Source organism: Glutamicibacter sp. BS14 (genome assembly GCF_056934375.1).
Genome location: NZ_CM167801.1, coordinates 1,114,304 through 1,134,706, shown reverse-complemented (window position 1 = coordinate 1,134,706; position 20,403 = coordinate 1,114,304). Strand labels below are relative to the sequence as shown.

At 63.0% G+C, this 20,403-nt stretch carries 13 protein-coding genes; 5 read left to right on the top strand and 8 right to left on the bottom strand.

Translation table 11 applies throughout. The features are described 5' to 3' along the window. The 4 genes from xdhB to AC1Z36_RS05400 form a co-directional block, all read right to left on the bottom strand. The gene (xdhB, locus tag AC1Z36_RS05415; RefSeq protein ID WP_105662032.1) at positions 1-2,334 is read right to left on the bottom strand and encodes a xanthine dehydrogenase molybdopterin binding subunit; all 2,334 of its coding nucleotides are present in this window, start codon (positions 2,332-2,334) and stop codon (positions 1-3) included. Next, positions 2,331-3,836: a xanthine dehydrogenase small subunit gene (locus AC1Z36_RS05410; protein ID WP_105662033.1), complete on the bottom strand. Its 1,506-nt coding sequence runs from the start codon at positions 3,834-3,836 to the stop codon at positions 2,331-2,333. Before AC1Z36_RS05410 ends, xdhB begins: the two co-directional genes overlap by 4 nt. Before the next feature lie 272 nt (positions 3,837-4,108). Then, positions 4,109-5,611: an NCS2 family permease gene (locus AC1Z36_RS05405; protein ID WP_105662034.1), complete on the bottom strand. Its 1,503-nt coding sequence runs from the start codon at positions 5,609-5,611 to the stop codon at positions 4,109-4,111. A 12-nt stretch (positions 5,612-5,623) separates the two neighbouring features. After that, the gene (locus tag AC1Z36_RS05400) at positions 5,624-6,109 is read right to left on the bottom strand and encodes a nucleoside deaminase (RefSeq protein WP_105662035.1); all 486 of its coding nucleotides are present in this window, start codon (positions 6,107-6,109) and stop codon (positions 5,624-5,626) included. Between the two features lie 436 nt (positions 6,110-6,545). On the opposite strand from AC1Z36_RS05400, the gene AC1Z36_RS05395 reads away from it, so the two are divergent. From AC1Z36_RS05395 to AC1Z36_RS05385, 3 genes are read left to right on the top strand one after another with little or no spacing between them, the layout of a single operon-like run. After that, on the top strand, positions 6,546-7,955 hold the full coding sequence (locus tag AC1Z36_RS05395; RefSeq protein ID WP_105662036.1) for an MFS transporter: 1,410 nt from the start codon (positions 6,546-6,548) through the stop codon (positions 7,953-7,955). Between the two features lies 1 nt (position 7,956). Beyond that, the gene (locus AC1Z36_RS05390) at positions 7,957-10,092 is read left to right on the top strand and encodes a molybdopterin oxidoreductase family protein (RefSeq protein WP_105662037.1); all 2,136 of its coding nucleotides are present in this window, start codon (positions 7,957-7,959) and stop codon (positions 10,090-10,092) included. Then, positions 10,089-11,579, top strand: a complete 1,491-nt coding sequence (locus AC1Z36_RS05385) for an FAD-dependent oxidoreductase (protein WP_105662038.1) — start codon at positions 10,089-10,091, stop codon at positions 11,577-11,579. Before AC1Z36_RS05390 ends, AC1Z36_RS05385 begins: the two co-directional genes overlap by 4 nt. A gap of 263 nt (positions 11,580-11,842) precedes the next feature. Here the strand turns inward: AC1Z36_RS05385 and nirD are convergent, their stop codons facing one another. Further along, complete coding sequence (gene nirD / locus AC1Z36_RS05380; protein ID WP_105662151.1) at positions 11,843-12,220, bottom strand: nitrite reductase small subunit NirD; 378 nt, start codon at positions 12,218-12,220, stop codon at positions 11,843-11,845. A gap of 358 nt (positions 12,221-12,578) precedes the next feature. Between nirD and nirB the strand changes: the two genes are divergently transcribed. Beyond that, a complete protein-coding gene (gene nirB / locus AC1Z36_RS05375; RefSeq protein ID WP_483561788.1) occupies positions 12,579-15,194 on the top strand; it encodes a nitrite reductase large subunit NirB in 2,616 nt (871 codons plus the stop codon). Between the two features lie 23 nt (positions 15,195-15,217). Here the strand turns inward: nirB and AC1Z36_RS05370 are convergent, their stop codons facing one another. Continuing rightward, entirely contained in the window at positions 15,218-16,207 is a 990-nt protein-coding gene (locus AC1Z36_RS05370) for an aldo/keto reductase (protein WP_105662039.1), read from the bottom strand. 133 nt (positions 16,208-16,340) lie between these two features. On the opposite strand from AC1Z36_RS05370, the gene AC1Z36_RS05365 reads away from it, so the two are divergent. Further along, on the top strand, positions 16,341-17,222 hold the full coding sequence (locus tag AC1Z36_RS05365; protein WP_105662040.1) for an SPFH domain-containing protein: 882 nt from the start codon (positions 16,341-16,343) through the stop codon (positions 17,220-17,222). A gap of 725 nt (positions 17,223-17,947) precedes the next feature. On the opposite strand, the gene AC1Z36_RS05360 is transcribed toward AC1Z36_RS05365, so the two are convergent. Continuing rightward, entirely contained in the window at positions 17,948-18,574 is a 627-nt protein-coding gene (locus AC1Z36_RS05360; RefSeq protein ID WP_146112944.1) for a hypothetical protein, read from the bottom strand. Positions 18,575-18,769: 195 nt separating this feature from the next. After that, complete coding sequence (locus tag AC1Z36_RS05355; protein WP_105662042.1) at positions 18,770-20,251, bottom strand: nucleobase:cation symporter-2 family protein; 1,482 nt, start codon at positions 20,249-20,251, stop codon at positions 18,770-18,772. Positions 20,252-20,403 lie beyond the last annotated feature (152 nt).

The following is a 20,403-nucleotide window of genomic DNA, read 5'->3' as shown; positions in this document are numbered from 1 at the left end:
CTACCGCTCCTCCCGCGCCGCTTCGATCGCCCAGAACACCGCTTCCGGAGTCGCCGGGGACGCCAGCGGCACCGGACGCCCGGAGCGGCCGAAGGAGGCAATGGCCTGCCGCAGTGCCTCGCGCACCGAGAAGGCGAGCATCAGCGGCGGTTCTCCCACGGCCTTGGAACCGTAGACCGCGCCTTCCTCATGCGCCTTGTCCAGCAAGCTGACGTTGAAGACGTCAGGCATCTCGGAGAAGCTCGGGATCTTGTAGGTGCTCGCGGCTTGGGTGGCCACCCGTCCGCGGCCCGGGCCATCGGAGGTGTCCCAGCGCAAATCCTCCAGGGTCAGCCAGCCAGCCCCCTGCACGAACCCTCCCTCGATCTGCCCCAGATCCACCAGCGGCGAGAGCGAATCGCCCACATCATGGACGATATCCACGCGGCGCAGCACATAGGAGCCGTCAAAGCCGCTGACTTCCACCTCGCTGGCCGCCACCCCGTAGGAGAAGTACTTGAACGGGCTGCCCGTCATCTGCGAGAGGTCCCAATGCAGCCCTTCGGTCCGGTAGAAGCCGGCGGCCGAAAGCTGGACCCGCTGGAAGTACGCGGCGTTGACCACTTCTTCCCAACCCAGCGATTCGCTCTTGCCCAGCGCGGTGACCCTGCCGCGGCTGAAGCGCAGATCTTGCGCCGGAACCCCCAATTTTCCGGCGGCCACCTGCGCGAGCCGGCCGCGGATCTGCTCGCACGCATCCTTGACCGCGCCGCCGTTCAGGTCGCTGCCCGAGCTGGCTGCGGTGGCCGAGGTATTGGGCACCTTGTCGGTGCGTGTGGGGGCAATGCGCACCTTGGATAGCGGCAAGCCCAAGGCGGTGGCGGCCACCTGCAGCATCTTGGTATGCAGGCCCTGTCCCATTTCGGTGCCGCCGTGGTTGACCAGCACCGAACCGTCCTTGTAGACCAGCACCAACGCGCCGCCCTGGTTGAAGGCGGTGAGGTTGAAGGAGATGCCGAATTTCACCGGCGTCATCGCCAGCGCCCTTTTGGCGTGCTCGTGCCCGGCATTGAATTCTGCGATCTGCTCCTCGCGCGCGGCGATATCTGCCGAGCCGAGCAGCTGGGTCCAAGCAGCCTCCAAGCGCTCGGGATGCCGGACCGGCTGGTAGTACGGGGTGTCCTGTCCCTGGGTGTAGAAATTGCGGCGGCGCAGTTCCCGGGCGTCCAATCCCAGCTGCGGGGCCACCCGGCCCAGGATGTCTTCCATGACCAGCATGCCCTGCGGACCGCCGAAGCCGCGGAACGCGGTCTGCGAGGTCTTATGGCATTTGGCGATGCGCCCGTTGACCCTGATATTCGGGATCCAATAGGAATTGTCGATATGGCACATCGCGCGGGTCAGCACCGGTTCGGACAGATCCAGGCTCCACCCGCCGTCAGCGGTCAGCTGGGCCTGCAGGGCCAGGATCTTGCCCTGCCCGTCGAAGCCGATTTTCCAGGTTGCATGGAATCCGTGGCGCTTGCCGGTCATGGTCATGTCCAGGGTGCGGTCCAGCCGCACCCGCACCGGCCGTCCGGTGAGCACCGCACCGAGGGCCGCCACCGCGGCATAGCCATGGGGCTGCATTTCCTTGCCGCCGAAGCCGCCTCCCATGCGCAATACCTGCACGGTGACCTCGTGGGCGCCGATGCCCAGCACATGCGAGACGATGTCCTGGGTTTCGGTGGGATGCTGGGTGGAGCAGTGGATCATGATCTGCCCGCTCTCATCCACCATCGCCAGCGAGTTCTGGGTTTCCAGATAGAAGTGCTCCTGGCCGGCGAACTCGAAATCACCCTCGAAAACGTGGGCCGCCTGCGCGAATGCGGCCTCCGGATCGCCCTTGGAGATCTCGGGCTGGATGCCGTGGAAGCTGTTGGCCGCGATCGCGTCCTTGATGGTGATCAGCGAGTCCAGCGGTTCGTACTCCACGCGCACCGCCTTGGCCCCGGCCTTGGCAGCTTCCAGGTCTTCACCCAGGACCCACGCCACCGGTTGGCCGAAGAACATGACCTCGTGAACCGGGAGCAGCGGCTCGTCGTGCTTGGCGCCCTGGTCATTGACCCCGGGGATGTCTTTCGCGGTGATGACCCGGACCACCCCGGGTACCTGCTGTGCCGCGCTGGCATCCAGGCCCAGGATTTTTCCATGGGCGCAGGTGGACTGCACCGGGTAGGCATGCAGAACCCCGGCCAGGCGCGCGGCCAGGTCGTCGGTATACAGCGCGGTACCGGTGACGTGCGCGGCGGCGGATTCGTGGCGGTGGCGCTGGCCGACTACCGGAGCGTCGGGGCGTTGGGATAGCTGGCTCATGAGTTCTGCTCCTGTCCTGCTTCCAAGCTGCGTTCAAGCTGCTGGGCATAGAACCGTTCAAGCGAGGAGGCCAGCATGGCCTTGCGGTAGTTGGCGCTGGCCCGGTGGTCATCCATCGGGGTTCCTTCGGTGCCCATGGTGCGTGCCGCGGCCCGGATGGTTTCCAGGTTCCACGGCTGGCCTTCCAACAGTGCTTCGGTGGCCACGGCGCGCAGCGGGGTTGCGGCCACGCCGCCCAGCCCGATCCTCGCCGTGGTAATCATGCCGTCCGACACCGTGAGCGCATAGCCGATGGCTACCGAGGAGATGTCATCGAAGCGCCGCTTGGAAATCTTCTGGAAGCTGGTCAGCGGCGCCAGCGGCAACGGGATGCGGATCGCGGTGATCATCTCTCCCGGCTCGCGCACGGTCTGCCGGTAGCCGGTGAAGTAGTCCGAAAGCGCCACCATCCGGTTGCCGCGGATGCTGGAAAGGACCAGTTCGGCCTCCAGCGCCAGCAGCGCCGGCGGGGTGTCGCCAATGGGCGAGCCGGTCCCCAGATTGCCGCCGATGGTCGCGCTATTGCGGATCAGCCTTGACGCGAACTGCCCGAAGAGCTGGGAGAGCAGCGGAACCTGCCCGGCGAGCTTGCGTTCCAGTTCGCTCAGGGTGCAGCCTGCACCCAATTCAAGGTACTGCTCGTTCCAGTGGATCTGGCGCAGCTCGGGCAGCCGGTCGATGGCCAGCACCGAGCGGGCGCGGGCGCCCTTGATGTTGACCTCCACGCCCCAGTCGGTGGCACCGGACACCAGTACGGTCTGCGGTTCGGTTGACAGGATCTGCAGTGCCTGGTCCAGGTCCGCCGGCCGGCGGAAGCGGCCCAGGTCCCCGGTAGGGGTATCGGCGCGCTGGATGTCGGTGGCCACCGGTGCCGGGGCCCGGTGCTGGGTCCGGGCAGTCAGCGGGTCATCCGGCTCGGGCTCGCCCAGCGCGTAGGCGGCGTCGCGGATCGGGCGGTATCCGGTGCAGCGGCAGAGATTGCCCGACAGTGCGTGCAGGTCGAATCCATTCGGTCCGCACTCGTGCTCCCCGCCATCACCCGCGCTGACTGCGGGATTGGCGGTCCGCTCGGGGCGGTAGTATTCGGCGGCCATGGAGCAGACGAATCCGGGGGTGCAATAACCGCACTGGGATCCGCCGCGGTTGGCCATCTCTTCCTGCACCGGATGCAGCGCCGCGACGCTGCCCAGCCCTTCGGAGGTGATGATTTCCTGGCCGTCGAGCGCCGCGGCCGGCAGCAGGCAGGCGTTGGCCGCCGTCCACCTGCTGCCTTCCCCATCGCTGCGGGCCACCAGGATCGAGCAGGCGCCGCACTCGCCCTCGGCACAGCCTTCCTTGCATCCGATCAATTGCTGCCCGCGCAGGAAATCCAGCGCGTTGGTATGCGGCGGCCCGTCGAATTCCCGGACCTTTCCGTTGACCGTAACCTGGCATTTTGTCTCTTGCGTTGCCTCGGCGCTCATGCCGTTGACACCTCCTGCGCCCGGGTATCGCCGGACGCACCATGAATGAATTGGATGATGGGTGGGATCTGGCGCCCTGCCGGAGGTTCCAGGCTCGTCCAGGGCGCCGCCGCGTGCTGCGGCGGGATCAGTTTCCGTGCGCGATCTGGCCCTTGGACCAGGCGAGGCATCCGCCCATGATTACCCTCCAGAATTCGGATCATTCACATCCATGCAAACCATCAAGGTGAGCCACCTCACCTCAGTGGATCCTTACTATAGCCCGTATCAGCTCAGGCCAGTAGGGCCGTAATCGGGCCCCGTGCGAAGTACACCAGGAAGCCCAGCGCCACCACCCACAGCAGCGGGTGGATCTTGGCGTACCGCCCGGCCGCGGTGTTCACCACCACCCAGGCGATGAACCCTGCGCCAATGCCATTGGCAATGGAGTAGGTCAGCGGCATGGTGATCAGGGTGAGGAACGCCGGCATGGCGCTGGAGAACCGCTTGAAGTTGATCTCGCGGATCTGCGCGCACATCAAGGTGCCCACCAGAACCAGTGCCGCGGCAGCCACCTCGATGGGAACCACCGAAGTCAGCGGCGTGAAGAACATCGAACCCAGGAACAGCACCCCGGTGATGACCGAAGCCAGCCCGGTGCGCGCCCCTTCCCCGATGCCGGCCGCCGAATCCACGTAGACGGTATTCGAGGAGGACGAGCCCATGCCTCCAGCCACCGCGCCCAGGCCCTCGACCACGAATGCGGCCTTCAGCCGCGGGAAGGTGCCGTCCTTGCGCGCCAGACCGGCATTCTTGGCCAGTCCGGTCATGGTGCCCATGGCGTCGAAGAAGTTCGTGAACACCAAGGTGAACACCAGCATCGTCGCCGCCAGCGCGCCGATCCGCCCGAAGGATCCGAACAGGTCGAACTCCCCGGCCAGCGACAAATCCGGCAACGAGACGATATTTCCCTGCAGCACCGGCATGTTCAGGTGCCAGCCATGCGGGTTATCCGCGCCGGCTGGCCCGATCCTGAACACCAGCTCGGCGATCATCGCCAGCACCGTGGAGATCACGATGCCGATCAGGATCGCGCCCTGCACCCCGCGGGCCACCAGCGCACCCATGATCAGCAACCCCACCACGAAGACCATGGTCGGGATCGAGACGATCGACCCGCCATCGCCCAGCTGCACCGGAGGCCCGGCGGCGGTACGGGTGACGAAGCCGGAGTCCACGAACCCGATGAAGGTGATGAACAGCCCGATGCCCACCGTAATGGCGGCCTTCAGGTCCTTGGGGATGGCCCGGAAGATCGCGGTGCGCACCCCGGTCATCCCGAACAGGACGATCAGCACGCCGTTGACCACCACCAGTCCCATGGCCTCAGGCCAGGTGACGTCCTGGATCACCGAGACGGCCAGGAAGGAGTTGATGCCCAGCCCGGCGGCCAGGCCGAAGGGCAGGTTGGCGATCAGCCCGAACAGGATGGTCATGGCCCCGGCGGTCAGCGAGGTCATGGCCCCGACCTGCGCGGCCGGAAGCCAGTTGCCGGCCACATCCACGGGTGCGGCCTCGGCACTGAATCCGCCGAGGATCAGCGGGTTGAGTATCACGATGTAGGCCATCGTGAAGAAGGTGACGATCCCGCCGCGCAATTCCCGCGCCAGCGTGGACCCGCGTTCGGTGATGCTGAAGAACGCGTCCAGGATGCCGCCCGGCCCGCCCGGCCGGCGCGGCTTGCTGCCGCGCTGCGCGCCCTGGGGGCCAGCTGGCAAGCGACTTGTCGTGGTCATGGTCCTGGACCTTTAGTAGTCGGTCCGGGATTCTTGCGAATCCCATGCCTTGAACGGCAACAGGTGCTCGCCGCCTTCGGACTGGAAGCAGTTCACCGGCATCAGCGAGCGGTTGGATTTTGCTTCGAAGTAGTCGTAGAACACCGCGTCGTCGAACCCGGCGGCAGCCGCATCATGCCTGTTGGCCGCGAAGAAGACCTTGCCGATGCGGGCCCACAGCGAGGTGGCCAGGCACATCGGGCAAGGTTCGCAGCTGCTGTAGAGCACGCAGCCGCTCAAGTCGAAGGTCCCCAAGGCGGCGGCCGCGGTGCGGATGGCCACCACTTCGGCGTGCGCCGATGGATCATTGTTGGCCGTGACGCGGTTGACCCCTTCGAAGACCTTGCCGTCGGGGGCGACCACGACGGCGCCGAAAGGCCCGCCGGCGTTGTGGACATTTGTGGTGGCAATATCGATGGCCATCGAAAGATAGTCTTGGCCAGTGGTAGTAACGCTCATCGCGTGGCTCCTCATGCTTTGGACAAGAGAACCGCAGCGCGCTGCTTGGCGCTAGCTACCGGTTGCGCTTGTCACCTGAAATCGATCAGTTGCATGCCCGGTAGATAGCGACCCATCAGGTGGGTGCCCGCCATAGACAGCTACGAGATTATCAGCGGATTGTGACGCACGCAACACTTCTTTTGAAATCTCTTTTTCGCATCATGAACAAAAACTTGCCGTCTTGCCGCTCATCCCCTCTCCCACTTGCAGCGATCCGACGGGACTGGCCCCTCCCTCCAGCACCGCGAATCCCGAAGCTGGATCGTTGCCCCGGGGCTCGGGTTTCCAACACATTACAGCCGCCTATCGGCGCACCGATCCGGCGGGTGAATTTAAGTTCCCTTCGGCGCAACAACCTGAGCACCTAGGCGAAATACCTCTTTGAGAAGCTCAGATGCATCAAGTGCTAGAGAAGGGATCGGATAACGTGAGCGCACAGCTAGAAGCATCTGACACATCGCAGGCACTGCAGGTGCAACCAGGACGCTGGGTCAGCAATTGGACCCCGGATGATCCAGAATTCTGGAAGCGCACCGGATCTGCGGTAGCCAGCCAAAACCTCAAGTGGTCCATCTTCGCCGAGTTCCTCGGATTCAGCGTTTGGCAGCTTTTCGCCATTGTCGTGGTCTATCTTCCAGTAGCGGGATTCAGCTACAGCACCACGCAGCTGTTCTGGCTGATCTCCATCCCGAGCCTCGTCGGTGCCACACTGCGCATCCCCTACACGTTCATGGTGGCCCGTTTCGGCGGGCGCAACTGGACGGTCATTTCCGCGCTGCTCCTGCTGATTCCGGCCGGCGGCATTTCCCTGGCCCTGGCTGATCCGTCCACGCCATTCTGGGTCATGCTCAGCCTTGCGGCGCTGACCGGCTTCGGCGGCGGAAATTTCGCTTCCTCGATGGCTAATATCACCTATTTCTACCCCGCTTCCCGCAAGGGGTGGGCGTTGGGCCTCAACGCCGCCGGCGGCAACCTCGGCGCGGCGGTCGCCCAGCTGCTTGTACCGGTCATTGTCACGGTCTTCGCCGCCGGGGCGTTGCAGCTTCCGCTGGCAGGGATGCTCTGGATCCCGTTGATTCTGCTCTCCGCATGGGGTGCCTGGAAATACATGCACAACCTGTCGTCGGCCCGCTCAGATATCCGCGGCGCCATTGCCTGCCTGAAGGTAAAGCACCTGTGGATCATCTCCGCACTGTATGTGGGAACCTTCGGCTCCTTCATTGGATTCTCGGCAGTTTTCCCCAAGCTGATCGTTGACACTTTCCCTGAATACGCGGCCTTGCCGTTGGGCACCGCAACCATCACCTTGGCTTTCCTCGGCCCGCTGGTCGCGTCCCTGGCCCGTCCATACGGCGGCAAGATCGCTGACAAGCTCGGCGGCGCACGCATCTCCGTGGCGACCTTCGGAGCCATGGCCTTGATTACCGCTGCGCTAGTGCTCAGCCTGCCACGGGCCAACTTCTGGATGTTTCTCTTCCTGTTCTTGCTGCTCTTCACCGCAAGCGGCATCGGCAATGGCTCGACCTACCGCATGATCCCGGCAGTCTTTGCCCTGAGCGACGAGGGAAAACAGGCAAGCCAGGTGGATTCTTCGCGCAAGGCGGCCGCAGCCCTCGGTTTGATCTCGGCCATTGGCGCCTACGGCGGCTTCCTGATTCCCCAGGCCTTGGGCCTGTCCGTATCCAGCACCGGCGCCTACACCACGGCGTTCATCATCTTCATCGCGGTCTACCTGCTGCTCATGGCCACCGCATGGTTCGCCTATGCACGCTCAGGCACCCGTTTCGCCCAGCACGGAGTCTAGGATGACCGACACTCATTGCCCCTATTGCGCCCTGCAGTGCGGCATCACCCTGGAACCCAACCAGCAGGATCACGGCACCGAACCGGTGAGCCTGAAGGGACGGGACTTCGAGACCAATGGCGGGGCGCTGTGCCGCAAAGGCTATAGCGCCGCCACGCTGCTCGATCACCCAGAACGCCTGCAATCACCCCTGCTCCGCCAGCCCGATGGAAGCTTTGCCCCGGTTAGCTGGGAGCATGCGCTGGATCTGGTTGCCGAAAAGGCGCTAGGCATCCGGGCCGACTCCGGAGCCGACGCACTCGCGGTCTTCGGTTCCGGGTCGCTGACCAATGAAAAGGCCTACCAGCTGGGCAAGTTCGCGCGGCTGGCCCTAGGTACCTCGCGGATCGATTACAACGGACGGTTCTGCATGTCCTCGGCGGCCGCCGGCACCAACCGCGCCTTCGGCTTGGACCGGGGATTGCCTTTCCCGCTGGCTGATCTGGATTCGGCCGGGATGATCCTGATGCTCGGTTCCAACGTGGCCGATACCATGCCGCCCTTTGTCCGGCATCTGGCCGGGGCCCGTGAGAACGGCGGGCTGATCGTGGTTGATCCGCGCCGTTCAGCTACAGCCGAGCTCTGCGCCGATAATGCTGGCTGGCACCTGCAGCCGACCCCCGCCACCGACCTTCCGCTGCTGCTGGGCTTGGCCCACGTGCTGGTGGCCGAGTCCCTGGCCGATACCAGCTACTTGGCCGCCCGCACCAACGGTTTCGATGCAGTGAAAGCCTCCTTGGCCAGCTGGTGGCCAGAACGCACCGCCCAGGTCACCGGCGTTCCTGCCGAGCAGATCCGGCGCACCGCCCGGGCCCTGGCCCAGGCGGCCAGCGAAGCGAAGGCCGGCGGCAAGCCGGTCTACATCCTCACCGGCCGCGGCATCGAGCAGCATTCCAACGGCACCGATACGGTCACCGCCGCGATCAACCTCGCGCTGCTGCTCGGCTTGCCCGGAACCCTGGCCGGCGGCTACGGCACCATCACCGGCCAGGGCAACGGGCAGGGCGGTCGGGAACACGGGCAAAAGTGCGACCAGCTTCCCGGCTACCGCAAGATCACCGACCCGGAACACCGTGCGCATGTAGCCCGCGTCTGGGGTGTTGACCCCGAAACCATTCCCGGTCCCGGGCTTCCCGCCGTTGAACTCCTTGACGCGCTAGGTTCCCCCACCGGTCCGCGCATGCTGATGGTCCACGGGGCCAACCCGGTGATCTCCGCACCCGATGCGTCACGCGTGATCCACGCACTGTCCAGGCTGGATTTCCTGGTGGTCTGCGACTTCTTCCTCTCGGAGACTGCAGCCCGAGCGGACCTGGTCCTGCCGGTGCTGCAATGGGCTGAAGAAGAAGGCAGCATGACCAACTTGGAGGGGCGGATCCTGCGCCGCCGCGCTGCCTTGGCGACACCGGAACATGCGCGCGGCGAACTGTGGATCCTCGCCCAGCTCGCCCAGCGGCTGGATGCTCCCGGCCACTTCTCCCCCGATCCGCGGGAAGTTTTCGAAGAACTCAAATTGGCTTCGGCCGGTGGCCTGGCGGACTACTCGGGGGTGCGTTGGGATGACCTCGATGCCGGGGCGGCCATCTACTGGCCGTGCCCTGCAGGCACCGAAGTGAAGGCCAGGCGCGGCATCCGCAATGGAACCCCTCGGCTATTCCTTGACGGTTTTGCGCATGCGGATCGGCGTGCAGTGCTGGTGCCAGTTGCTTTCCAACCGGAACCCCGGAAGAACAACGCGGCCGTGTCCCTGGTGACCGGCCGGCTGCTGGAGCACTACCAGTCTGGCGCCCAGACGCGCCGGGTCCCCGAGCTGGCCCAGGCCGCTCCGGAACCGCTGCTGGAAATCCATCCGGCAACCGCCCTGGCCCACCAGATTGCCCAGGGGCAGAAGGTCGTGATCAGCAATGAACGCGGTGAAGTCACCGCCCGCGCGCTGCTGACCGCCGATGCCCGGCTGGACACGGTCTTCCTGCCCTTCCACTACCCGGATTCCGGTACCGCAAACCTGCTGACCGAGGCGAAGGTCGACCCGCACAGCAGGATGCCGGAATTCAAGCACGCCCATGTTTCGCTGAGCGCTGTGAAAGAGGAACAATGAACGAGCAACGCCCGCAACGCATTATCATCATTGGCTTCGGCCCCGTCGCCGCGTCCCTTGTCGAAGGGCTGCTCCCGGCAGCGGCGGCCGGCCACTGCGCCATCACCATCATCAGCGCCGAAGACCACCTGGCCTACAACCGTGTGCTGCTCGCTGAACTGGCAGCCGGAGCCGCCGAGTTCGAACACCTGAGCATGGTGGATCCGCAGCGCTTGGCCGATGCCGGAGTCGACGTGCGCTTGGGCGTGCAGGCTACCGGCATCGATCGCTCACGGCGCCGGATCCATCTGGGCGGCAACGACTATGTGTCCTACGACCGGCTTGTTTTCGCCACCGGCGCCCGAGCGGTGATCCCCACGCTCAACGGCCTGAATTTCGATCCGCACGCTGATGCTTCACTGCCAGCCGGAGTTTTCGCGCTGCGCACGGTGGATGACGCCCACCAGCTGCGGGAATCGATCGGTCTGGGCCAACGCATTTTAATTCTCGGCGGCGGAGTTCTGGGTATCGAGGCGGCCTTGGCCATTGCGCGCACCGGCGCCCAACCGGTGCTGGTGCATCATGGTTCGGCTCCCTTGGGACGCGTCGTGGATGCAGATGGAGGGGCGCTGCTGACGCGTAATCTGCGTGAAGCAGGTGTCGAGGTGATCCCTGGTGCGAAGGCCAGTGGCATTCAGAAGGATGCACAGGGTTTCACCGGCCTGATGACTTCCACCCACGGACTGATCCAGGCTGATGCCCTGCTCATTTCCACGGGTGTGAGAGCCAGAACAGAGCTGGCCTCGGGCTGTGGATTACCGGTGGGCCGCGGTATTAAGACTGATGAATTCCTTTGCGCCGATACCGAGCAGCGAATTTTCGCCCTCGGCGACTGTGCCGAAGTTGCCGGACAGCCACCGGTCGGACTGCTGGCCCCGGGCTGGGCCCAAGCCGCATGGTTGTCCCAGCAGTTGTTGCGGCTGGCTGGTTCCTCTGGCTCCGAGCCGCTTGCTGCCCCGGACTTCTCTGCTTCTGATGTATTGATGCTCAAGGGACAAGGCATCGAGCTGACTGCAGCCGGCGATATCAGCGCCGGTTATTGGGACGATACCGATCTGCAGGCAACCGTCTATGCAGATCCTGCGCGCGGACGGTACCTGAAGATCGTCACCCGGCAGGATACGGTCACCGGATTCCTGGCCATGGGATTGCCGCAAACCAGTGCCGAACTCGTGCTGGCCTATGAACGGGCCACCGCATTGCCTGAAGACCGTTCGGCCCTCTTGCGGCTGGATGATCCGGCAACGGATCAAATCGCTGCTATCCCCAGCGATGATGATCAGCTGTGCCGCTGTTCGGGCGCTACCTACGGCCAGGTAACCCATGCTGTAGGCGCTGGTTGCACCACCGTCGCCGAGGTCGGCGAGAACTGCCGTGCGGGCACCGGATGCGGCGGGTGCAAAGCGAAGATCGAAGAGTTGCTGGCCAAGGCGCCTGCCCTGGCGTAATGACTCCAATGGGCGGTCGGCTCCCAGCTAGCTGGCCGCCCTTGCCTATGCCCGGCCGGAACGCAAAATCGCAGGGACGAAAGCCGTGAGCTTTCGTCCCTGCGTTTGGATGATGATGCGAGTTGCCTTATTCTTGCACGCCACCGCTGGAAAATGCGATAGCCGGAGCTAGTTGGTTGCAAGCGAATCCGTCTCGTCGTTCAGTTCGTACCAGCCTTGCCAGGCCGAATGCTCGACGTTCAGGCTGCGATCTGATTTGATACTCATTTGCTCTGCTCCATCCATAGCTGTCCCTCGATTTCCATGAGCCGCTGCACTGGCAGCGGCAGCGAATCGGCGTTCAGGCATTCGCCGGTATCCAGTCGGTACACTTCCTTGTGCAGCGGGCAGGCAACGGTGGCCACGCTGGTTCCTTCGACCATGGTGTCGCCCAGAATGCCGCGGGCCATGACCTTCGCGCCGCTGTTCGGGCAGTGATGCGAGGTTGCGTAGAAGGCATCTTCTTCGGTACGGAACAGGGCTAGCTGTGTGGCCTCGAGCCACAGCGCTTCTCCCCATCCACGCTCCAGCTCTGCACTGCGGCAAAGCGGAGCCAAGCTCAAAGTAGCTTCACGGGTGTCTTCTGCAATTTGCGTGCTCATGAACGTAAGCCCTTCGTGGTTGGCATCTGCTGACATACCGAGCTTAGAAGCCGCATGTTTCGCCCGATGCTTCCAGCCGTTGCCAGTCCGTAAAGCATGCCTAACAGCAAAAATGGGCACCGTGAATCCTGGATTCTCCCGGAAATCCGCTGGTTTATCCTGTCCAATTGCCTTTGCGCAACGATTGCCCATTGCGAATGATTCGAATATGTTTCAGCCGCTTCACCTGGCTTTCGTCTGATGGTGGAGAGAATTGCTCCGGCCGAAACACAAGGGTAATTGCGGCGCAAAGCATGCTTTCTACAGTGGACTCATCAGCCTGAAACTCACCGTTTCCCAGCGAAAGTCGAAATTGATCATGGGTACTCCACACAATGCACGCAACATCCTGGTTATCGGCGGCGGTCCCGCAGCCCACCGCTTCACCGAAGCCCTGGCCAGCCGCGCACCGCAGGATCTGAGCATCACGGTATTGACCGAAGAAACCCACCTTCCCTATGATCGCGTGGCGCTCTCCCAGGCGTTGACCAACCCCGGAGTCGATCTCACCCTCGGCGATCCGAAGCTCTGGGAAGCCGAGCATGTCACCTTGCAAACCAACGCCAAGGCCATCGCTATCGACAGCACCAAGCGCACGGTAACCACGGAAGACGGACGCATTTTCAGCTACGACGAATTGGTGCTGGCCACCGGTTCCAACGCGGCCACGTTGCCAATCGCCGGCAACGAGCACACCTTTGTGTACCGCACGCTGGAAGATGTCTGGTCCATCGCGCAGAAGGTCAAGGAACTTTCAGCTTCCCTGGGCCGCACCCCGGTGGTAGCTACCATCGGTGGCGGGCTGCTCGGTTTGGAAGCTGCCGCGGGTGCCCAAGCACTGGGTGCGGAGGCAGTGGTCATTGATGGCGGCAAATGGCTGATGGGCACCCAGCTGGATGAAGGCGCTGGCCAAGCCATGGGCCGGCTCATCGAGCAAACCGGATTCACCGTCCACAACGGCGTTTTCCCGCAGGAAATCCTGACCAGCCAGGAGTCCGGCAGCACGGCTGTCACCGGCGTGCTGATGGCTGATGAACGCACCATCGATGCGGATATGGTGGTCGTTTCGATCGGTGTTCGTCCCCGCGATGAACTGATCCGCAATTACAACGCGGCCCTTGACGAAGCAGGAAGCCCGGCACCCCGTTTCGGCATGGGCCCACGCGGCGGCGTGGTCATCGACGCGCATTGCGCCACCGATATCGAGCACATCTGGGCTATTGGCGAGGTCGCGAACTACGAGGGTTTCTGCATTGGCCTGGTCGCTCCGGCCAACGCCATGGCGGAAATCGTGGCCGAACAGCTGGCCGGGGGCGAAGCCGAATTCGCCGGCTTCGACACCGCCACCAAGCTCAAGCTCTCCGGTGTGGATGTGGCCAGCTTTGGCGATGGCTTCGCCCGCGCCGAGGGGGCGCTGGAAGTGGTCTATGCCGATGCCCCGCGCGGCCTGTACCAGAAGCTAGTGGTGTCCTCCGACGCCAAGACACTGCTCGGCGGCATTTTCGTTGGCGATGCCACCCCGTACCAGTCGCTGCGTCCGCTGCTCGGCCGGGAACTGCCCGGAGAGCCAGGCGCATATCTGAGTGCATTAGGCGGCGAAGCGCCGGAGGGCGAACTGCCCGATGATGCGGTGCTGTGCTCCTGCAATTCCGTGACTGCTGGCACCATCCGCGATGCCGTCTCGGGTTGCGGTTGCTTCGAGGGCGAAGCACCGGTGACCACGGTCTCCGGCTTGAAGGGCTGCACCCGTGCCGGCACCCAGTGCGGGTCATGCGTGCCGATGCTCAAGAAGCTCATGGAAGCGCAGATGCTCAAGGACGGCGCGGAAGTTTCCACCGCCCTGTGCGAGCATATTTCCTTCTCCCGTCCGGAGCTCTACGAAGCCATCCGCGTGGCCGGGTTGCAGGCCTTCGGCGAGGTGATGGAACGCTTCGGCACCGGCCAGGGCTGCGATATCTGCAAGCCGGTGATCGCCAATTTCCTCTCCTCGCAGACCAGCGCCCACCCTATGGATGCAGGTCTTGCCGGCGCCCAGGACACCAACGACCGCGTGCTGGCCAATATGCAGAAGGACGGCACCTATTCGGTGGTGCCGCGCATCCCGGGCGGGGAGATCACCCCCGAGAAGCTCGGCGTGATTGCAGCGGTGGCACAGAAATACGGCCTGTACACCAAGCTCACCGGCGGCCTGCGCATCGACATGTTCGGCGCCCGCTTGGAGCAGCTGCCCGAGATCTGGCGCGAGCTGGTGGACGCCGGCTTCGAATCGGGCCAGGCCTACGGCAAGTCGCTGCGCAATGTGAAGACCTGCGTCGGTTCATCCTGGTGCCGATACGGCATGCTCGATTCCACCGCGCTGGGCATCGAAATGGAGCTGCGCTACCGGGGCCTGCGGGCACCGCACAAGCTGAAGATGGGCGTTTCGGGCTGTGCCCGCGAGTGCGCCGAAGCCCGGGCCAAGGACATCGGCGTAATCGCCACCACCGATGGCTGGAACCTGTATGTGGGCGGCAACGGCGGCGCCAACCCGGCCCATGCCCAACTGCTGGCCGGCGGGCTGGATGACCAAACGCTGTTCAAGTACATCGACCGCTACCTGATGTACTACATCCGCACCGCGGACAAGCTGCAGCGCACCGCGCATTGGCTGCAGGACCTGGATGGCGGATTGGAACGGGCCAAGCAGGTGGTGATCGGGGATTCGCTGGGCCTGGCCGACGAGTTGGAAGCGGCCATGGAAACCCACGTGGCCAACTACGAGGATGAATGGGCCGCCACCTTGGCCGACCCGGTGAAGCTCAAGCGCTTCCGTTCCTTCGTGAACACCGCCGCACCGGATACCGAGCTGGAATATGTTTCCGAGCGCGGACAGCAGCGCCCCGCCGAGCCGGTGGCACTAGGTGCCAGCATCCGGGTCGGGGCGCCGCAAGGCTAGGAACGGCATCCCACCCGTGCTGCCTACCAGCGCGGGTGGATCTGTTCGCGCAGCTTGGCGTCGTAGAGATCGCGGACCGAGGCGTTGAATCCCTCGGAAATCTGCAGCGAACCGGCTGCCGCGTTGGCGCGGGCCTGCTGCGCATTGCGGGCTCCGGGGATGATGGTGCTCACCCCGTCCTGGGCGGCCAGCCAAGCCAAAGCCACCTGGGCACTGGTGGCTTCGGGCGCCTCGGCGGCAGCTAGCTTGGCGAACTCGCCAGCGGCTTGAAGACCGGTGGCGTAGTCCACGCCGGAGAAGGTCTCCCCGACATCGAAGGAGGAGCCATCGCGGTTGAAGTTGCGGTGGTCGTCCTTGGCGAACTCGGTCTGCAGGGTGTAGCGGTTGGTCAGCAATCCGCTGGCCAGCGGCACCCGGGCGATGATCCCCACCCCTGCCTCGCGGGCTGCCGGAAGCACGGTTTCCAGCGGCTTGTGGCGGAAGGCGTTGATGATGATCTGCACGGTGGCGATGTTCGGGCGGGCAATAGCCGCCAGCGCCTCGTCCACGGTTTCCACCGAAACGCCGTAGTTGGCCATCCGGCCTTCATCCACCATGGTGTCCAGCGCATCGTAGATCGCATCGGTGGAGTACACCGGGGTTGGCGGGCAGTGCAGCTGGACCAGGTCCAGGGTGTCCACGCCCAGGTTCTTGCGGGAGCGGTCATTCCACGCGCGGAAGGCATCCAGATTGTAGTTCTCCGGCAGCTGCTCGACACGGCGGCCCATCTTGGTGGCCACGGTGACCCCGGCGTCCGGGTTGGCCTTCAGCCAAGTGCCGATCAGCTGCTCGCTGCGGCCATCGCCGTAGACATCGGCGGTGTCGAAGAAGCTCACGCCGGCTTCATAGGCGGCATCGAGTACGGCTAGCGCGTCGGTCTCGTCTACCGAGCCCCAGTCAGCGCCTAGCTGCCAGGTGCCCAGGCCAATGGCCGACACGTTGCGGTGGGTACGTCCAAGTTCTCGTTTTTGCATGCCTCCGAGTCTAGTGCCCGAAGTGCCTATTTCCGGTCGATAGCAGATCATATTTCTGTGTTGCGGTGTCTGAATTTGTTCTCAATTATCTAAACGATAGAATATAAATTACCGTCACACCATCGAGGAGATCATGTTCCCCACTATTCTTGCGGTCATTTGCGCCGTCGTAGGATTGCTCGTCATGCTTGCCAGCAAATCCATGAAGCCAGAAAACAAGAACCGCTCTTCCACGCGCTTCACCGGAATCAGCATCTTCATCGTCTCGCTGATTGTGCTGGCCATCATGTCCACCACCATCGTGCAGCCACGCACTGTAGGCGTGAAGGTCGCGCTGGGCAAGCCGACCTCCGTGGTGAGCAACGGCTTCCACCTGAAGTGGCCATGGGAAAAGGTCGAGAAGCTGGATGGCTCGGTGCAGAACGACGTCTACTCCGCCAGCAGCGCCATCCCGGTTCGCCTGGGCAACAACGGCCGAGCCGACGTTGACGCCTCGATCCAGTGGCAGCTGAAGACCGACGATGCGATGGACGTGTTCCTGGATTACCGCACCTTCGAGGGCATCCAGTCCAACCTCGTCGACCGCAACTTCCGCGCCGCTTTGAACGAGGTCATGGCCACCTATGATCCGCTGGAATACGGCGAACCGGCCAGCGGCGGCCAGGACCTGGAAGGCCTGGCGAAGTCCGTCCAGGAAAAGATGCAGGCCAAGGTCAAGACCCAGATCGAGATCCGCTCGGTTACCTTGCCGATCATCAACTTCGACGAGCCGACGCAGAACCGCATCAACGAGCTGCAGGCGGAAACCGCCAAGACCCGCGTGGCCCAGCAGCGCAAGCAGACCAGCCAGGCTGAAGCCGAAGCCAATAAGATCCTGGAACGCTCGCTGACTCCGGAAACATTGACGTCCAAGTGCCTGGATATCGTCGCCGAATCCGGCCAGAGCCCTATCGGCTGCTTCCCGAATTCAGGGGTCCAGCCCATTACGATGACTGGCGACAAAGACAGCAAATAGCCCCCTTTGATCATCGCCCCCGTCCACAGGACAGGGGCGATGATTAGCTTAATTTTGGACCTGCACCAATGAACTACGTTGCGCTGGTGTTTAGGGGGTGACTCGTGGGGAAAAGTTTTATGGATCGCTACTTGCTAATGAGATGAGCGGGTCAAGTTTCTGAAACAGAGTCGTTGATGATCCCTCAATACTTTCAAGCCGCGAACCTGTCGGCGATGTCTGAGGCGTTTTCCACTGGCTGTTCAGCCGAGTCGTCTTAGAAGGTCTTGTCGTGTTTTTCCGAGCCTCTTTCTATCAATTGGTTGGAAGTCCTACACAGTTCATCTGGCTGGCTTCGCGCGAGTGCAGGCATGGTTCAGATCCATCTCGCGTGAAAGTGCTGAAAGGGATCATCGAGACTGCTCTCTACAAGAACTCAGTATTTAATCTGGAGGAAGACCTGCTCTCCGCAAGCCGGAGCAGGTGGCAGCCGATGAGGTCAATGAATTTGAGCACGCCCCAGTGCCAAGTTTCTACGACACCGAAAATCGGCGTGACTCCTATGTGTTCGCGTCTGAAACTGAACGGTCAATAACCGTGCGGGCGCGCTTCGAATTTGACTACACAAATACTGCACTGATCTAGTCAGCTTCCAATAGGAGCAACAGAACCCCTAACCGTATTGGCCAGGGGATTCTGTTGTTCTCAACCACGTGATAGCTCAAGAAACTTTGGTCACACAGCGGTCACTCGCAGCTTTGAGCTCTCCACTCGTAGCGGATATTTCCGACAACAGAAAAGCTTTTCGATGATTTCAAATCTGTCTTATAAATAACCCGAAGCTGTGAAACTTCAGCGTTTTCCACACCATTCTTCACGGCACCTTCGAGACCTACCTGCACATTTTCCCCGGCAGGGACTTCGATGGGACTATCTAAAGGTGCTAATCTCTTAGCGATTTCTTTGAATTCTGCCTCTTTGAGGCTCTCATTAGTCCACGCCATCAAGCTAGTCTCACCTTCGGGTAGCAGTGCTGCCACGGATCGCTTTGACTCCCAGCCCGTAGCCTCTACAGCTTGCACGTCAGTGATCCATAGCGGATCCTCTGAAGTGCTGGATGCTACATCGCCGACAAAGTTCTGCTCGTGAAATACTCCGCACAAAGTGTTTTCGACGTCGCCTTCAGGAGCGCCTAGGACCAATGCCCCAGTCTGCGTGGCTTGAACCCCGCCGCAAGCGGAAAGGGCACAAATAGTTGCTAAAGCAAGACAACCTGAATAGATCTTACGTATCATCATTTGAGCTAATGCTACCGGGATTCTGCCCCGGCCAATCGCGATGACCGCACGCGATTTACCTTTGATTAAAGTCATGTTCTTGTCGAATTTTAAACGTGGCTAAAATGTCCCACATTCTAGGCGAGCGCCAACGCGTCTGAATCCTCAGAATGTACCAGAATCCGACCGATGAATGGCTTGGAAACTGTTCATATTCAAGGTCAGGATGAACGGCTATGCGCCCAATCCTCGATTCAGATTTGGGCTCGGTAGACGAATGCTTTCGCGGGGCTAGCCCTGCGGCATCGGACGGTCACCGGCGTGGCCTGGCTGCTCGGAGATGACCTGGATTTCCAGGCCCTTCGAGTCGTACAGCTTGCCATCGATCAGGCGGTCGCCGTCTTCAAGGCCGGCCAGCTGGTACTTGTAGACGGTGCGCAGCGACGTTTCCTTCTTGCCCCAGTTCAGCTCGTTGAAGATGATGTTCAGCAGCACCGCCATGATGGTGGCCGAGGAGATGCTGGACTGGAAGATGGTGCCAACCCAGGCAGGGAATTCGGCGTAGAAGTCGGGCTTGACCATGGGAATGCAGCCGAAGGCCAGCGAGGTCGCGATGATCAGCATGTTCATGTTGTCATCCTTGGCCTTGGCCAAGGTGCGGATGCCTGCGGCCGCTACCGAGCCGAACAGCACCACGCCGGCGCCGCCCAGCACCGGGGAGGGGATGGAGGCGACCACGCGGCCAAGCACTGGCAGCAGGCCGAGGACCACCAGGATGCCGCCACCGGCGGCCACCACGAAGCGGCTCTTCACACCGGTAATGGCCACCAGCCCGACGTTCTGCGCGAAGGCCGACTGGGTGAAGGTGTTGAAGATCGGGGCGACGGTGGAGGAGAGCATGTCGGCGCGCAGGCCGTTGGCGATGCGTCGCGAATCCACCTTGGATCCGGTCACCTCGGCCACGGCGAGCATGTCTGCGGTGGTTTCGGTATAGGTCACCAGGATGACGATCATCATCGAGATGATGGCGCCGATCTCGAAGACCGGGGCGCCGAAGGCGAACGGAGTGGGAACCGCGAAAATGTCGCCGGTGAGCACCTGCGAGAAATCGGCCATGCCCATGAACACTGCCACCAGGGTGCCCAGCGCAATGGACAGCAGGATGGACAGCCGCGAGAGCGCAGGGATGCCGGACTTGGACAGCGCCAGCAGGATCAGCAGGGTAATGGCGGCCAGGGCGACGTTCTTGATCGAGCCATAGGAATCCCCTGCGCCCGCCCCGCCCATGGCCCAGTCGGCGGTGACCGGGAAGAGCGAGACGCCGATAATCGTGATCACCACGCCGGTGACCACCGGCGGGAAGAAGCGCAGCAGCTTGGCGAAGAACGGGGCAATGACGATGCCTATGGCGCCCGAGGCGAGCACCGCGCCGAAGACTGCCGGCATGCCTCCCCCGCCGTTGAGGATGGCGATCATGGTGGCCACCCCGGAGAAGGACGTGCCCTGGACCAGCGGCAGCTGGGCGCCGAAGAATGGCACGCCCAGGGTTTGCAGGATGGTGGCCAGGCCGCCGATGAACAGGCAGCTGGCGACGAGCACGCCCATTTCGGCCGTGTCCATTCCCGCAGCCCCGCCCATCACCAGCGGCGGAGCGATGATGCCGCCGTACATGGTCAGCACATGCTGGAAACCGTAGGCCACGGTTTTCGGCGCAGGCAGGCGTTCGTCTTCGGGTCTGATGCTCTCAGCGGATTGGCTGCGGGCAGCACTCATGGGGAATTTCCTCTTCGGTGGACTGCGAATTGGCGCACCCCATGCGTTCGGGATGCGCCCCGCCGTCAATTCTCCCGCACCAGCCCGCCAGGTGGACAACCGGTGAAGCGCAAATGGCTGCGAGGTGCATTACGTCAAGCGCTTAGCCTCGC

Coding starts and splice junctions, on each gene's coding strand:
- xdhB (WP_105662032.1), bottom strand. CDS start 2,334: ATGAGCCAGCTATCCCAACGCCCCGACGCTCCGGTAGTCGGCCAGCGC.
- AC1Z36_RS05410 (WP_105662033.1), bottom strand. CDS start 3,836: ATGAGCGCCGAGGCAACGCAAGAGACAAAATGCCAGGTTACGGTCAAC.
- AC1Z36_RS05405 (WP_105662034.1), bottom strand. CDS start 5,611: ATGACCACGACAAGTCGCTTGCCAGCTGGCCCCCAGGGCGCGCAGCGC.
- AC1Z36_RS05400 (WP_105662035.1), bottom strand. CDS start 6,109: ATGAGCGTTACTACCACTGGCCAAGACTATCTTTCGATGGCCATCGAT.
- AC1Z36_RS05395 (WP_105662036.1), top strand. CDS start 6,546: ATGCATCAAGTGCTAGAGAAGGGATCGGATAACGTGAGCGCACAGCTA.
- AC1Z36_RS05390 (WP_105662037.1), top strand. CDS start 7,957: ATGACCGACACTCATTGCCCCTATTGCGCCCTGCAGTGCGGCATCACC.
- AC1Z36_RS05385 (WP_105662038.1), top strand. CDS start 10,089: ATGAACGAGCAACGCCCGCAACGCATTATCATCATTGGCTTCGGCCCC.
- nirD (WP_105662151.1), bottom strand. CDS start 12,220: ATGAGCACGCAAATTGCAGAAGACACCCGTGAAGCTACTTTGAGCTTG.
- nirB (WP_483561788.1), top strand. CDS start 12,579: ATGGGTACTCCACACAATGCACGCAACATCCTGGTTATCGGCGGCGGT.
- AC1Z36_RS05370 (WP_105662039.1), bottom strand. CDS start 16,207: ATGCAAAAACGAGAACTTGGACGTACCCACCGCAACGTGTCGGCCATT.
- AC1Z36_RS05365 (WP_105662040.1), top strand. CDS start 16,341: ATGTTCCCCACTATTCTTGCGGTCATTTGCGCCGTCGTAGGATTGCTC.
- AC1Z36_RS05360 (WP_146112944.1), bottom strand. CDS start 18,574: ATGACTTTAATCAAAGGTAAATCGCGTGCGGTCATCGCGATTGGCCGG.
- AC1Z36_RS05355 (WP_105662042.1), bottom strand. CDS start 20,251: ATGAGTGCTGCCCGCAGCCAATCCGCTGAGAGCATCAGACCCGAAGAC.